This window comes from Shewanella sp. KX20019 (genome assembly GCF_016757755.1).
GTDB lineage: Bacteria > Pseudomonadota > Gammaproteobacteria > Enterobacterales > Shewanellaceae > Shewanella.
Window position 1 is genome coordinate 1,381,751 of record NZ_CP068437.1, and the last position, 15,025, is coordinate 1,396,775.

Annotated in this window: 10 protein-coding genes; 4 read left to right on the forward strand and 6 right to left on the reverse strand. The window is 45.6% G+C overall.

The window, feature by feature from the left end; genetic code table 11:
* Positions 1-9 precede the first annotated feature (9 nt).
* Together betB and betI are read right to left on the reverse strand one after the other, a co-directional pair.
* Positions 10-1,473, reverse strand: coding sequence for a betaine-aldehyde dehydrogenase (gene betB / locus JK628_RS06070; protein WP_202288509.1), 1,464 nt, complete (start codon positions 1,471-1,473; stop codon positions 10-12).
* On the reverse strand, positions 1,464-2,069 hold the full coding sequence (betI, locus tag JK628_RS06075) for a transcriptional regulator BetI (protein WP_202288511.1): 606 nt from the start codon (positions 2,067-2,069) through the stop codon (positions 1,464-1,466). The genes betB and betI overlap by 10 nt, the downstream gene beginning before the upstream one ends.
* Before the next feature lie 655 nt (positions 2,070-2,724).
* Here betI and JK628_RS06080 point away from each other — a divergent pair.
* Both JK628_RS06080 and JK628_RS06085 read left to right on the forward strand, forming a co-directional pair.
* Positions 2,725-5,247, forward strand: a complete 2,523-nt coding sequence (locus tag JK628_RS06080) for a M43 family zinc metalloprotease (RefSeq protein WP_202288513.1) — start codon at positions 2,725-2,727, stop codon at positions 5,245-5,247.
* Between the two features lie 981 nt (positions 5,248-6,228).
* Positions 6,229-7,203 (forward strand): nucleoside hydrolase, encoded by a 975-nt coding sequence (locus JK628_RS06085; RefSeq protein WP_202289730.1) that lies wholly within the window; start codon positions 6,229-6,231, stop codon positions 7,201-7,203.
* A gap of 154 nt (positions 7,204-7,357) precedes the next feature.
* Here the strand turns inward: JK628_RS06085 and JK628_RS06090 are convergent, their stop codons facing one another.
* The gene (locus JK628_RS06090) at positions 7,358-8,569 is read right to left on the reverse strand and encodes a PfkB family carbohydrate kinase (RefSeq protein ID WP_202288515.1); all 1,212 of its coding nucleotides are present in this window, start codon (positions 8,567-8,569) and stop codon (positions 7,358-7,360) included.
* Positions 8,570-9,370: 801 nt separating this feature from the next.
* A complete protein-coding gene (locus tag JK628_RS06095) occupies positions 9,371-10,048 on the reverse strand; it encodes a Crp/Fnr family transcriptional regulator (RefSeq protein WP_202288517.1) in 678 nt (225 codons plus the stop codon).
* A gap of 200 nt (positions 10,049-10,248) precedes the next feature.
* Here JK628_RS06095 and JK628_RS06100 point away from each other — a divergent pair, with 200 nt between their 5' ends.
* The gene (locus JK628_RS06100; RefSeq protein WP_202288519.1) at positions 10,249-11,055 is read left to right on the forward strand and encodes a class I SAM-dependent methyltransferase; all 807 of its coding nucleotides are present in this window, start codon (positions 10,249-10,251) and stop codon (positions 11,053-11,055) included.
* Positions 11,056-11,449: 394 nt separating this feature from the next.
* Here JK628_RS06100 and JK628_RS06105 read toward each other — a convergent pair whose 3' ends face one another.
* Positions 11,450-11,680 (reverse strand): hypothetical protein, encoded by a 231-nt coding sequence (locus JK628_RS06105; RefSeq protein ID WP_202288521.1) that lies wholly within the window; start codon positions 11,678-11,680, stop codon positions 11,450-11,452.
* Positions 11,681-11,738: 58 nt separating this feature from the next.
* Here JK628_RS06105 and JK628_RS06110 point away from each other — a divergent pair, with 58 nt between their 5' ends.
* Complete coding sequence (locus tag JK628_RS06110; protein WP_202288523.1) at positions 11,739-13,532, forward strand: thiamine pyrophosphate-dependent enzyme; 1,794 nt, start codon at positions 11,739-11,741, stop codon at positions 13,530-13,532.
* Between the two features lie 83 nt (positions 13,533-13,615).
* Here JK628_RS06110 and JK628_RS06115 read toward each other — a convergent pair whose 3' ends face one another.
* Positions 13,616-15,025: an FAD-dependent oxidoreductase gene (locus JK628_RS06115; protein WP_202288525.1), complete on the reverse strand. Its 1,410-nt coding sequence runs from the start codon at positions 15,023-15,025 to the stop codon at positions 13,616-13,618.

A 15,025-nucleotide genomic window follows, 5' to 3' on the forward strand; every position in this document is an offset into this window, starting at 1 on the left:
GTTAGCTCCTTAAAATGGACTTTCAAGAGGCTGCATACCAACATATACGGCTTTGATTTGGGTGTAAGCTTTGAGTGTTTCACTGCCATTTTCACGGCCAATACCAGACATCTTAAAACCGCCTACTGGCATTTCAGCAGGTGATGCACCATAGGCATTAATCCAGCAAATGCCTGCCTGCATTTGATGAATAACGCGATGGGCGCGAGTAATGTCTTGGGTAAATACCCCAGCGGCTAAGCCTAAGCGGGTGTCATTGGCGCGGCTAATGACTTCATCTTCATCGCTAAAAGGCAGTACTGACATTACTGGGCCGAAGATCTCTTCTTTGCTCAAAGTCATCTCATCGGTGCATTGACCAAAAATAGTTGGTGCAACAAAGTAACCGTTAGGGCTGTTGTCTGGGGTGAGTGCGTGGCCACCGCTAAGTAGCTCAGCACCTTCACGCTTGCCAATTTCAATAAGGCTAAGCACTTTTTGTTGATGCGCTTTTGAAATTAACGCGCCAAAGTTAGTCTCTGGATCCATAGGATCGCCACAAACAATGTTGTCTCTGGTGCGTTGCAGTAGTTTTTCAATAAAGCGAGGGTAGATATCTTGCTGCACAAACACTCGGGTGCCGTTAGTACAGATCTCGCCTTGGGTATAAAAGTTGCCTAGCATGGCGGCTGAAACAGCGTTGTCGATATCGGCGTCATTAAAGATAATTAGCGGTGATTTGCCGCCAAGTTCCATGGTGACATCTTTAAGTGAACTTGCCGCTGCGGCCATCACTTTTTTACCGGTGCCAACTTCACCAGTGAAAGACACTTTAGCAATGTCTTCATGGTGAGTAAGCCAAGCGCCGACACGGCCATCTCCCTGTACCACATTAAATACGCCATCGGGAATGCCTGCGGCGCTAAAGATTTCAGCCAGCTTTAATGCGCCCAGTGGAGTTTCTTCCGATGGCTTAAAGATCATCACATTTCCGCAAGCAAGCGCAGGCGCTGACTTCCAGCATGCTATCTGTAATGGGTAGTTCCAGGCGCCAATGCCGGCACAAATGCCCAGAGGTTCGCGGCGAGTGTAATAAAAATCATCACCAACGGTTTGTTGATTGCCTTCGATACTTGGGGCTAGTCCGGCAAAAAACTCAATAGAGTCTGCTCCGGTAACAACATCAACCACTGAGGCTTCTTGCCATGGCTTACCAGTATCTTGTACTTCAATGGCGGCTAGCTCATCGTTACGTTCTCGAAGTAGCGCAACGGCTTTAAGCAAGATGCGGCTACGTTCTATAGCGGTCATCTTTGACCAAGTTTCAAAACCTAATTTGGCACTTTTAATGGCGGCTTGTTGGATCTTCTCATCGGCGATTTCGACTAAGTAGCTCACTTCACCATTGGCTGGATTGATGACTTCAAAGGTTTCGCCTGTTTCATTGGAGAGCGCCTGCCCGTGGACGTAATTTGGGTAAACAACTAATGACATCGATTTGCTCCGTACTGCATGATAACGGCCTCGATAAAGGCTTTACATAATATTTGGGCCTGTTCGAACTCTTTCGCTGGAGAGTGACTTAATGCACTACGTAACCAAAAGCCATCGATCATCGCTGCGGTCTGTTTAGCAGCAGCGGTGGCATCATCTTGAGGAAGTAGTTTTTTAAAAGAGAACAAAAGGTTGCTGTATAAACGTTGACTGTTGATATGTTGCAATCTAGCCAGTCCTGGCTCGTGCATCGCTTGCGACCAAAAGCTCAACCAGGTTTTTGTTGCCGGTCGAGAGCGTTGTAGCTCGGTAAAGTTGGCTTCAACAATCGCGTGTAACCTCGCCAGTGGCAGCAGATTTTTATCTGCTGTTCTACTCAATAAGGCCTGTTTCAGCTGATCGAGTAGGTATTTCTGCGTCGCCTCGATTAACCCCTGTTTACCGCCAAAGTAATGGCTAATCAATCCCGATGATAATCCTGCCAAGCCACTAATGGTATTGATGGTGGTGTTATGCAAACCATGTTGCTCAACAGAGACTAATGTAGCGTCTATGAGCTGTTGCTGTCGGACTGTTTTCATTGGTGGGCGCGGCATAAAAGAGGGGATCCTGAGCACTATTATTATTGGCTAAATGTTAGCTATTTTGTACGTTTAATTGTTAATTGAACGTTCAATTAATAACAACTCTAATGGTTAGAGCTGTAAGTATCAACCTTTATTAAAATTTGAGACTTGTGTCACGGATTTATTTTGCTGATTTATGCTTGGAGTGGTGGTGTCGCAAGTCTTTGTTTAATAACAAACAAAACTAGTGGCTGATAATTATCCAAAACAGATAAGTAAGGGGAAAATAAAGTTTGAGTAAAAATTAGTTTCAACCGAAATCTTTCTATAATTTTTAGGTTTGGACTAAATTGCGAATTAGCCGCATGGAAGCGGTATCAATGCAAGTGAGTATTTTTCTGGGCGCTATAGCGAGCCGACATCAACTGGTCTTTCTAATTTGGATGGAGGTGTGAGGTGCCATTAACTATGGCTGCTATTGAGTTAAAATAGGGCGCGTTAACACGAGTGGTTAACTGGTGCGTAACATTTTGCTTACAATTGATTTGAATAAAGTATACAGTATCCTTGATGTTGAAAGTTGATCACTTCGGTAAGTGAGAGAACATCAAAATCATCAAAAGACTAATTATAAGTCTGAATAACCAATAGACCTTGTAATCAAATTACATTTTAAGGAATACTCATGAACACCCGTTTTATTGGATTAATGGCCGCAACTCTGCCATTGCTATCGTATGCAGGCGATACTTCTCAAGCGAACATAAATGGAGCTAACTCAGCTAGCTCTTCAGTGATTAGCTGTGGTACGGACGAGAACGGCCAACTTTGGCAGTCTAGCAACTTCACTCCCCAGCAACTTCAAAAATTGGATGCAAAAAAAGCCGGGCTAGATGTAGCTAAAAGCTCTGTGGCACAGTTGAATGCTGTCGATCCAATGGCAGCTGAAAATCGCTACTACATTCCGGTTGTTGTACATGTATATGGTCAAGATGTACACAACTGTACTGCTGATGATGACAGTTACACTTGTGTGACTGACGAGACTCTTATCGATGCCCTCAATAAGACCAACGAGGACATACAGGGTCTTAATACGCTGGACGGCCCCATATTGGCTGAGTTTCAGGAGATTCGAAGTAATCTTAATGTGGAGTTTGTGCTGGCAAAGGTTGACCCTGATGGCAACCCCACTAACGGCATTATCCGTCATAACGACGGTTTGATCTCTGGTTATGGAGATAGTGATAAAGCCGACATTAATGCAGCAATCGCAGCTGATGCTTGGGATAATTACAAGTACATGAATGTGTACGTACAGCATGACTTGTATAACGATGGCAGTAAAACCAACTCTGGTGTTGCTTGGTACCCATCGGAAGACATGTCAGACAAAAATCTTGCTCGTGTGGTTTACAATGGGGCTTACCTCGGCACAAATGCTGAAGTAAGAGGTGGAAGTCGAGACGTTCCTTATGGGGAGAACTTTCGCTCGGTACTGACGCACGAATTCGGTCATTGGCTAAACCTAAAGCATACCTTTAATGGTGAGAGTTGCTCGACTGAAGATGCACTATTTTGTGGTTTATCTGGTGATAACGTCTGTGATACCCCACAGGTGGACTGGAGTGGTTATCAAGACAATTACAAAAACTGCCTTGGTCAAAACACTAACACCGAAAACTTTATGCATTATTCCGACAACTACGCTATGTTCACCCAAGATCAGAATAAGCGTACTACGGCGGCTCTGCATCATCCGGCACGACGCACATTGTGGAGCGATGACAACCTAATCGCAACTGGCCTTGGCGAATATGCTGCCATCGGAGAGCATGAATGGGACGGCAGCGGTTTGGACGAAATGCCTGAGGGCACGCTGCTATTTGAAGCCACGGAACTCGCTGCTGATAAAGATAGCATTACACATTACCCTGTTGTTGTTGATGAGAGTGTTGAACTGCTTGCTGTCTTTTTAGACAACTACACCGAAGACCCTGATATGTACGTTCGTTTCGGTACTGAAGCCGTTTTAGGTGACGATGATAATTGGACCACTGACTTTACCTCTTTTGCCGCTGGTGGTAGCCCAGAGTTTGTTAAAGTTTTTGCGCCTACTCCGGGTACGTATTATACAACTGTGCATGCTTTTAGTGAGTACTCTAATGCGAGATTACGTATCGTCGCTTTGGACGATCCAACCCTTTGTGAAGGTTGTACCCGAGTAAAGCTGCTAACCGAAGACATAAAAGCTAATAACGGTGACGAGCCGAAACTCTACGAATTCAGCATACCTGAAGCTGCAGTTCGCGTTAATTTTCAGATTCCTAATGGCTACGATGGCGACCCTGATATGGCTGTTAAAATCGGTACCGGCGTTATCATGGATGAAGATGGTAACGATTGCTTGCCATATTCAGCTCCTGGCATTCTGGAAGACTGTATATTTGATGAGCTCGCATTAGGTTCAGACGGCGAGCCAGTAGTGCCAGCGGTTGAAGTTGGCGGCCTATACAGTGTTATGATCGACCCCTACAAAGATTATAGTGGTGCCAAGTTCCTCGTCACTTACGACCTACCTTGGTCTGAAATGCCGCTTGCCAATGCTAATGGTCCCTATGCAGGTGTAGATAAAGACCCAATTAGCTTTAGTAGTGCAGGGTCTAATTATGACAGTGGGATTATTGAAAGTTACTTGTGGGAGTTTGGAGATGGTGTCAAGAGTATAGAAAGTAATCCACTGCACACTTACGCCGATGCTGGGGTTTATACTGCAACGCTAACGGTGACCAATAACTTTGGTGCCAGTCGTATTGCTACAGCACAAGTAACTGTAGCAGCTTCAAAATCACCAACGGCGAACATAGTCGTTGTTGGCGAAGCAGAAATTGGCGAAGCGATAGCATTTTCAAGTGAGGGTACTCAAGCGGGAGATGCTGAGATAGTGTCTTATCTGTGGGAGTTTGCCGACGGCTCAAGCTCTGATAGAAAAGATCCTATTCATTACTTTGCTGTTACGGGAGAGTACGAGGTGACGCTGACAGTTAGCGATGAAAAAGGTAATCAAGGTGCGACTAGTACCGATATCATAATAAGTAAAGCTAGTGTGGAACCTACAAAGAGTGATAATGATTCAGGTGGTAGTACTGGATTGCTAAGCTTGATTGGTCTGTCATTAGTCATGTTACGTCGACGAACCGTGAAATAACGAGCTCTAATTAAATTGGATGAGGTGTCTCTACCTCATCCATTTCGCATTAAGCTTTAGTTATTATATAGCTTTGCTCTAAGTGAACCATGGCAGTTAAATTTTGTATTTTAGCACTAGTGCTAAAAGCCATTTACAATCTCTATAGCAGGCGCCAGTCGCTTAGTGCTGCGTGATTTTTTGTGTGGTGATGAGTGAACTGCTGCATATAACAAAGTAAAGCGTGCTCAGACAGTGAGGTTGTTGAGTTACATGGACGACGTCATTTTTAAAATCGTCGTCTGTATATGCAAGTAGGTCAGATACCAAGTCGCTAGCTCAAAACTACTTTCCTGAATGAAGTCGCAGATTCAACATCTTAAATTTTTTTACTCCTTACCTCTCCGCTTTCTAGAGCTATTTTGCTGCGACTATATTGAAAGCGGCAGGGATAAAATTGAATAGACACTGAGCGTTAATATCGGTTAGAAAGCTAGTTATGTTATCGACTATTTTGGTTTGGCATTTCATCTGTATTGGTGCTAGCAATATGGGTAGCTTAAACTCACCAATCGACTGCCATTAGCGCGATAACGCTATGGCGAACACCTAAACGACGCATTCAGCGCTAGCCGTGTGAGGAGCTCGTATTTGCCCAGGCCGGTTTTGAGACTTGGTAGACGATACCTTGGGTTAAACGAACTTAGTTGTTCTCTTTTTTGCGGAAGTTAGCGCATCTATCACACTCATTGTTTGGTTCTACTCGTATAATTTTTTGGCTCCACTCGCATATTTAGCTATCTGGAGTAGGGTATGAGCTAACACTTATTTGCAGCAATAGGCGATAACTTACCTATGGTGCTTAAGTCGATGCTCAATAAGCATGCTTAAGCTGCTAGACTTTTTATTAATGCATTCTTTACCTTCTTTTAACCCTAAGCAGGGAGCTAAAGAATGAAACATGTATCAATTGATATACCAATTAACAGGATGATAGATTCAATGGTAAAAAAAATAATACTAGACACAGATCCGGGTATTGATGATGTTATGGCGATCCTGTTCGCTGAAGCGCATCCGGAGATTGAGCTCAAAGCCATCACCACAATATACGGCAATGTGACCATTGCAGGCGCGACCCACAACGCGCTTTATCTGAAACAGAAATATGGCTTTGAAGCCGATATAGCCGAAGGTGCAGGCAAGCCCTTGGTTAGACCTCCAGTTGGCCCTACTGTTGCAGTACACGGCGAGAGCGGTTTCGGTGATGTTCAAGTGCCAGCCGAGGTTGAAGGTAAGGCAGACTCTCGTCCTGCATATCAATATATTATCGATGCAGTAACGGCAGAGCCGAATGAGATCACTATTGTGGCTATCGGCCCATTAACTAACTTGGCCTTAGCGCTGCAAGCCGAGCCTAATATTGTCAATTTAGTTAAAGAAGTTGTCATCATGGGCGGCGCATTTGGTGTTAATGATCACCGTGGCAATGTGACCCCTTATGCTGAAGCGAATATTCATGACGACCCCCATGCCGCCGACATCGTGTTTGGCGCTTCTTGGCCAGTAGTGATTATTGGACTCGATGTTACTGAGCAAAGCTTCTTCACGGCAGAGTACCTAGATAAGTTACGTGATGATGCAGGTGACGTCGGCCAATTCATCTGGGATGTTAGCCGTTTCTACCTTAAGTTCTATAAAGAGAAGGTCGGTTTAGATGCTTGCCATGTGCACGACCCGTCAGCAATTGCCTATGTGATAAAGCCTGAGCTGTTTACCTTAAGAGAGGGGCCAGTTCGCGTAATCACCGATGGCCCCGCTGAGGGCATGACGGTACAGAAGTTTGATGGTCGAATTTATATGCATGATGAATGGGAAACCCAGCCATCTCAGCGCGTGGGAGTTGCGGTGAAAGATGCCGAACTACTAGACATTTACCGCCAGAGCATTATCGATTACAGCCATAAAAAGGCGTAGTGGTCTGAATCCAAGTGGGCTTTAAAAGGGTTTTAGTAAAGCTCTTTTAGGAGCATTTGGTAAAAGCACTCTGTAAGAGTAAGTAGAACAAAAAAGCGTAGTGCTTAGCACTACGCTTTTTTATTGAGAGGAGTTATCTGTTTGCTAAAAGCCGCTATAGCCGTGCAGCAACTAAGCTAGCATCTGGCATATTCGCCGCACCTTCACGTTCAACTGCCAAAGATGCGTATGCATTAGCGTATTTTGCCGCTTCGAATAGTTTGGCTCCGGTTACCATTTGCGCCACTAGTGCGCCGTTAAAGGCATCGCCTGCACCCGTAGTATCAGTGACTACGCATTTTATCGCGGCAACTTCGCTGAAACGCTCGTTTTCATACAGCAACACACCTTGCGCGCCACGGGTGATAACCACGGTATTAACGCCCATCTGATTAATCTTCTGTGCCGCCAGTTTGGCGCTGTTAAGGCTGTTCACTTCAATGCCCGTCATTAAAGAGGCTTCAGTCTCGTTGGGAGTGATCACATCGACATACTTTAATAATGATGGGGTGTCGTCATGATAGGGCGCGGGATTCAGTACCACTTTAACCCCGTGGGCATGGGCTATCTGCATCGTTTGCTCGATGGCGTCGATATTGTTCTCTAGCTGCGTCAGTAGCAGGTTAGCACCGATAATATGTTGCTCGGCCTGTAAAACCTCATCTTGGGTGACTTCGGTATTAGCACCAGAGTGCACCGCAATCATGTTTTCGCCAGTGGCTTCACAAACATAAATAAGCGCGTTACCGGTGGGGCTGATATCGGATTCGACGATAATGGTTTTTTCTATGCCTGTGCTGGCGAGATGCTCTTTGGCAAAGTGGCTGAACTGATCTTTGCCTATCTTGGTCATGAAGGTAACGCTCGCGCCCGCTTTGGCTGCGGCGTAGGCTTGGTTTGCGCCCTTGCCACCAGCGCCGATATTGTTACTCAGTGAATGCAGTGTTTCACCGGGTTGTGGGAATCGTTCCAATGTAGAGACGATATCGACGTTAAAGGAACCGAGTATAAAAACCTTATTATTCATTTTGTTGACCCTATTGTTAATGGGAGTCTGGGACATAAGACCCGATAAGGTGTTGCTGGAGGTTAGTTGAGAGAGCAAACTATCCAGGCAATATTTATCGGCATCAAATTGTGCAGAAATTTGAACACCACCATGTGTCCTTATCACTTGTTGCTCGCTTTCTAGGTACACCAGATCACAACGAATGGTCTTTGGCGTTACCTGCAGTAACTTGGCAAGTTGTGCATTTGATAAGGTTTTATGTTCGCTGAGCAGTTTTAAGATAACAGTCAGTCTTTCATTTCGGCTTAGTTTGTTCATAGGGTCGAATATACGCGTAGCGGTTTAAAGAGGCTGTGATTTAGATAAAAGCTTAGCATGGGAAACGCACCAATTGGTTTGTTTTTTAGCAAGGGTGCTAATATCCTTTTGGTTAGTCTACTCATAGGTTGAACGTTGTTGGTAAAGGTTTAGATAATTGGGTGTTCTACTATTCGTGATTAAAGCTGCGGCCTTACGGCCGAGGTGAGTCGTGGCGCTTCGCCCACATCCGAGGCTGAGATAATCAAACTTCGTTTGATAAAGGTCGTGAGCTTTCAGCTCACACTCGGCCAAAAGGGGATCAACAGCAACCCCCTCTTGCCTAATTCTTTCATAAAGAGTCCCTGCCGCCCCGACGAAGTTACATGCGTTGAGTACAGGCCTCATACTTCAACAAAAATCGCCTAACGCCTCAGATTGTACATCTGATGTGAATGGATTCACGAATGCCGTGATGGCACGGATGCCAATGAACGGCCATGTACCCCCGAGCCTGAACCATCATCTGATAGGCAGGATGCCTGAATGTCTTGAAGTGCATGGATGCACGAGAAAGCCCATGATGGTTCTACAGCATTTTTGTCTACGCACTTCGGCAACTCCGATGGGGAATTGGTGTTATTCGATAGCTTTGGGCTCCGTTTTGAGTAAGTGGGGTCTGAGTATGGGGATCGTACAGGGTCAGAGTAAAATTTAACCTTATATTCTACCAATTAGTCATAAACCAAGGTTGGGGACTGGTCTAATTCGGACGTAAATCGTCAGTGAAATTAAACGTTAAGGCCTTCTTTGACAACATTGCTATGTGCTAAAAATGTCAGGGGTTAAATCCACAGATTTACATAGGGACGGGATATCAATCAGCGTCATATTATTACCCGATTCAATGATATGGCCACCGGCTTTGAGTTTTTTTATTGCTCTTGAAAGCGTTTCGGGAGTCATACCTAACTGCGTCGCCAGCAACTTCTTAGTGACCAATAGGGAGACGCGGCCCTGCTTGATATTTTGTGAGCGGTAAATATCTGCAAGTTTCATTACCAGTCTCTGGTTAGCGTTCACCTGAGTAAGAATGTTCATCGTATCCATTAGCTGGCAGATTTTATTACTCATAAATGCCATTACCTTCACCGAAACCTCTGGTGAGCTCGATACGATACTGAGAATACTCTGGTAACAAAACGCGGAGAGTTCGCTGTCCTGCTCGATTCGGGCACTCATAGGATAGGTTCTTGGCTGCATAAACATCGCCATCTCTGCGATAAGCTCTCCGGCCAGAAACACCTTGAATAGTTTCTCATCGCCATTTGGCATCAGGCGATATATTGAAACCTTGCCTTTATCCACCAGATACATGTTGTCTGCACTGTCTCCCTGATTAAAAAGCTGATAGCCCGAGCTGTACTCGACCTTTTTGCGGCTTTCAAATAACTGCTTTTTTTGCTGTTTATCAAGTAAAGAGATGATGGATTCCGGCACGTTAAATTCCTTGGCTTGATAATAATCAAGCGGTGAACCTTCTTACGTAAGATATAGTGCAAATGATAATCATTATTAATAATAGTGCAACACGTAAAAGGAGCTGCTATGAAAACGATAAGCCCTGCTTTTCGATGGATAAGCTTTATAGCGACGATGGCTATATTGATCCCTGTTGTACTTTTTGCCTAGGAGTCGATATGTCAGAAAAGCTGGCTATGCCAAATGAAAACAGAAATGTATCAAAAACCCCGGGGCATTGGGTACTTGCTCAGTTAGGTAAAAAGGTGCTTCGTCCCGGTGGTAAAGAACTCACTGAAAAAATGTTGCAGGCGTTAAAAATATCCCCTGTTGATCGTGTCGTAGAGTTTGCTCCGGGCATGGGGTATACAGCACGCCTTTGTCTGGAAAAGGCGCCGCTAAGTTACACTGCGATTGAGCAGAATGAGCAAGCTGCTGATATTGTTCGATCCTATTTAAAGGGCGCAGAGCAGCAGTGCAAGGTAGGAAATGCCCAGCAAACAGGACTTGAAGAGGGGGTCGCGACGGTTGTTTATGGTGAGGCAATGCTAACCATGCAATCTGATAGCCGAAAAAATGAAATTATTGCTGAAGCGTCGAGAATTCTGGAGCAGGGCGGGCGCTATGGTATCCATGAGCTGTGCATCTCCCCGGATAGTATTGATCCCAGTGTAAAACGTGCCATCCAGAGGGAGGTTTCTGAGACGATTCAGCATCCTGCAAAACCCGTAACGCCGGCAGAGTGGAAACAACTGATGCTGGATAATGGTTTTGAGATTGAATTTGAAGCGGTTGCACCTATGCACTTGCTGGAACCGAAGCGAATGATCGACGATGAAGGTGTGATGGGTTTTCTCAAGATTGCCAAAAACCTGCTTACTAAGCCTGATGCGCGGGCGCGGGTCATTGGTATGCGTAAGGTGTTTAATAAATACCAACAAAACCTGGCAGCGATTACTCTGGTAGCGAAGAAAAAGGAAAACTAATCAAGTTTGAATACGACTATATGTTTAAATAACTGCAAATCATTTGCAGAAAGATTCCGTTTAAAGCGATTACATCACATTTGTTCAAAAAATGAGTTTTCTAATCGTGAATTCAATGTTGAATTTACAGACCCCCAGCCTTAATGGTGAGTGTTGAGTTGCCTACTAAGCTTGACTGATGAACTTCAGTAGAAAGTTACTATGGCCAAGGTCAAGAGGAGCGCTGATTCGCAGTGAAGTTTCCATTTAACAAGTAGAGCATATTCCAAGGTTAAAGCGTCATTTGTTAGAATCTTAGCTCTAACAAATAGGAATCGTTGCCGCGCAACCGACAGCTTTAAGAACACTTTTCTCTGCTAATCCTAAGGGGAAGTGGTCTACATCCCCAATCTCACTATTTCACTGCTTTACCGGTATTCATCTGCGGCAACTCTATTGAAAATAGTTGAAGTTCCTCTTCGGTAAGGTGTAAAGCTGAGTCTACGTCTTTAGCTTGCCATTTATATCCCCATCCTCCTGAATCCTGCATCTTCAGGTAAGATTGATATTGAGAATGATCCGCTTTGTAAGCTTGGCTTTCCAGTTTCACCTTGCTGCTTATTTTTCTATAAATGATCTCGATCAAGCTCTATGAGCCTAATAACAACTAGCCTGCCGACATTATTATGAACAGCGGGTGGCTTGTGGCGACATCAATCGAACAAAATTTTGGCAATGAATATTACCGTCAACTGCCCCTTTTAGGCGCAAGTTTAGGTGAGCTATTCGCTTTTTTTGGGGTTAAGCGAACCTATGGCGTTGGTGGTGATTTCGTGGCGAATTTAATTAATGCGCTGGAATCTTATGTGGAAGTATTACCGTCGAGCAACGAGATGCATGCCGGCTTTAGCGCCTGCGCTCAGGCAGAGTTAAACCCATTAGGCGTTTGTATGACGACCTATACGGTCGGTAGCTTACCTTGTATCAGTGCTGCAGCATTGGCCAGAACCGAAGGGTTACCCGTGGTTTTTATCTCCGGTGCGCCAGGGGAAAATGAGATAAACAGCCATGCACTGCATCACAGTGTCCACCCGCATACGGCATGGGCTACCGATCTCGATGCGGCACTCAACGCCTTTCGAGCGCTTGGGATCCGCGCAGAGCGTCTTCAAGGGCAAAGACACAGTGGCCAACCCAATATTGCGGCTGAGCAGTGTCTAGAGCTGCTCACTTATGCATACTTGAACCGCCAACCAGTATTTATTGAGATCCCACGAGATTTAATCAGTCAGCCGACACAGTCTTTACATCTACCTAAGCATGTTACTCAGCTAAGGCGAGTGCAGCCCTTGAGTTTAAGTGGTGCCGAGCTAATTGCGAGAGAGATTGAATTTAAATTAGCTCAAGCTAGATCTCCTTTGGTCTTTCTAGGGGAAAAACTGAGATTAAATCAAGAGCTACTCGAGCAAATAATCTCATTTTGTCAGCAGTTAGGTTTGCCCTATGCAACGAGTTGGTTTGGCAAAGGGATGCTGGATGAAAGCGACCCCCTCTGTTTAGGCAGCTATAACGGTGCATTTAGCGACATTGAGGGAAAAGCCTATATCGAGTCAGTCGCGGATTACGTGCTTGAGCTGGCAACGGCTATTTCCCCAAGTGATACCAACAATGCCTTTAGCAGCCAAACTCACGCCGTGGATAGTCATCCCAATAAAACCATGCTTAAAGGGACATCGAAATGGGAGCAAGATATCTCTGTGGTGATGACTTACCTTCAATCTGCCGCTTTAGCACCCAGAACATTGCTAGTTGAGCCCTCAAGCACTGTTGCCGCTGCCAAAACAGCAAGCGTTTTACTCGGGTATCATAACTTGGCGGCGACCATAAACTTAGCGCAGCAAGCATTATTTAAGCCCTATATATTTGTTCCTGAAGTCGGCAACTCCTTATTTGCTAGCTTTGAACTTGAGGTGCTATCGAGTGATATTGGCCGAAGTTACCTGGCTAATCCTTGGTATGCTGCAATGGGAACAAGTTTGCCCTATGCTCGAGCAATTGCAGATCAGCTGGCTGAAGTGGATAGTAGCCAACCTGTACTGGTGTTAACTGGAGATGGGGGGTTTAACTTCCAAGCCAATGAGCTAATCAATCTGCAGAAGCTCGGTGCGAATGTCACCATTATCTATATGCGCAACAATATCTTTCATTTGGGTAAGGCTGGAGATGCGCCGGTATATGAGTGTAACCACCTTGAGTTTGACCCTAAATTATTGATCTCTGCCTATGGTGGACAGGGTCACTTATGTGAAACGACTGGGCAGTTAATCGATAGTCTTGTACAAACCGCAACGGCAGGCGGATTGCACCTGATTGAGATACCGACTTCTACGGAACCTGAGCATCAGAGCGAGATCACTAAGAAACTTAATACCTATATTGGTTTTCGAAATGGTGATGTCGCAGCAACATCAGCCTGGAATACATTATGTGAGCGATAAATGCAGCTTGCTCACTCTTTAGTCTTTACGCAAAAAAAAGCGCTCCATTCGGAGCGCCAATCACAAACTGTAGAACTTAACGCTTAATCTTCGAAGGTGTTGAGGATCCCGAGCGCGGCATCGCGACCTTCGGCAATCGCGGTGACCACTAAATCAGACCCTCGGACCATATCGCCTCCGGCAAACACTTTCGGGTTACTGGTTTGAAATGGATTGTCGGCGACTTTTGGTGCTTTAACTAAACCCCAATCATTGAGCTCGATATTAAAGTCAGCTAACCACTTGGCAGGGCTAGGCTGGAAACCAAAGGCGATAATGATGGCGTCAGCTTCAAGAACCTGTTCGCTGCCCTCAATCGGCACTGGACGGCGACGACCACTGGCATCGGCTTCACCGAGCTGAGTTTCAATGCACTCAATACCGACCACTTTGCCATCGACTGTTTTAATCTCGCTTGGCTGACGGTTAAAGAGAAATTCAACCCCTTCCTCGCGAGCATTTTGCACCTCGCGGCGTGAACCGGGCATATTGGCTTCGTCACGGCGATAGGCACAAGTCACTTTAGTTGCTCCTTGACGCACTGCTGTACGAACGCAATCCATGGCGGTATCCCCACCACCGAGTACCACCACTCGCTTACCTTTAAGGCTGAGGTAAGGGTTGTCGCTGCACTCAGTGCCCATCACATTATGGGTGTTACCGATAAGGTAGGGCAGTGCTTGATGTACGCCTTGAGCATCTTCGCCAACAAGGTTAGCTTTCATCGCGGTATAGGTCCCCATACCGAGGAAAACCGCATCGTAGTTTTCAATCAACTCTTTAAAATCGATATCTTTACCGACGGTCACGCCGAGCTTAAATTCGATGCCCATGCCTTCAAGCACGTTGCGGCGAACTTGCATCACCTCTTTGTCGAGCTTGAACGAGGGGATACCGTAAGTCAGTAGACCACCAATCTGCACGTTTTTGTCATAAACCACAGCCTGCACACCGTTACGGGCGAGTATGTCGGCGCAACCTAGACCCGCAGGGCCTGCACCAATAATGGCGACGCGCTCTTTACGCGGGGTCACTTTGCTCATATCCGGGCGCCAGCCTTGAGATATCGCGGTATCGGTAATGTATTTTTCCACATTACCGATGGTTACGGCGCCGAACTCTTCGTTAAGGGTACAAGCCCCTTCACACAGTCTGTCTTGTGGGCATACACGGCCACAGATCTCGGGCAGAGTATTGGTCTCGTGCACTAAGTCTGCGGCTTCCATAATACGCCCCTGCTTGGCGAGTTGCAGCCAATTCGGGATGTAGTTATGCAGTGGGCATTTCCACTCGCAATAGGGGTTACCGCAATCAAGACAGCGGTCAGATTGCTCTTGTACCTGTTGCTGAGCAAAAGGCTGGTATATCTCGATAAATTGCGTCGCACGTTGCTTGGCAGCGTGTTTAGTAGGGTCTTTGCGCCCAACTTCAATAAACTGAAAATCATTGCTCAT

Coding starts and splice junctions, on each gene's coding strand:
- betB (WP_202288509.1), bottom strand. CDS start 1,473: ATGTCATTAGTTGTTTACCCAAATTACGTCCACGGGCAGGCGCTCTCC.
- betI (WP_202288511.1), bottom strand. CDS start 2,069: ATGCCGCGCCCACCAATGAAAACAGTCCGACAGCAACAGCTCATAGAC.
- JK628_RS06080 (WP_202288513.1), top strand. CDS start 2,725: ATGAACACCCGTTTTATTGGATTAATGGCCGCAACTCTGCCATTGCTA.
- JK628_RS06085 (WP_202289730.1), top strand. CDS start 6,229: ATGGTAAAAAAAATAATACTAGACACAGATCCGGGTATTGATGATGTT.
- JK628_RS06090 (WP_202288515.1), bottom strand. CDS start 8,569: ATGAACAAACTAAGCCGAAATGAAAGACTGACTGTTATCTTAAAACTG.
- JK628_RS06100 (WP_202288519.1), top strand. CDS start 10,249: ATGTCAGAAAAGCTGGCTATGCCAAATGAAAACAGAAATGTATCAAAA.
- JK628_RS06115 (WP_202288525.1), bottom strand. CDS start 15,025: ATGAGCAATGATTTTCAGTTTATTGAAGTTGGGCGCAAAGACCCTACT.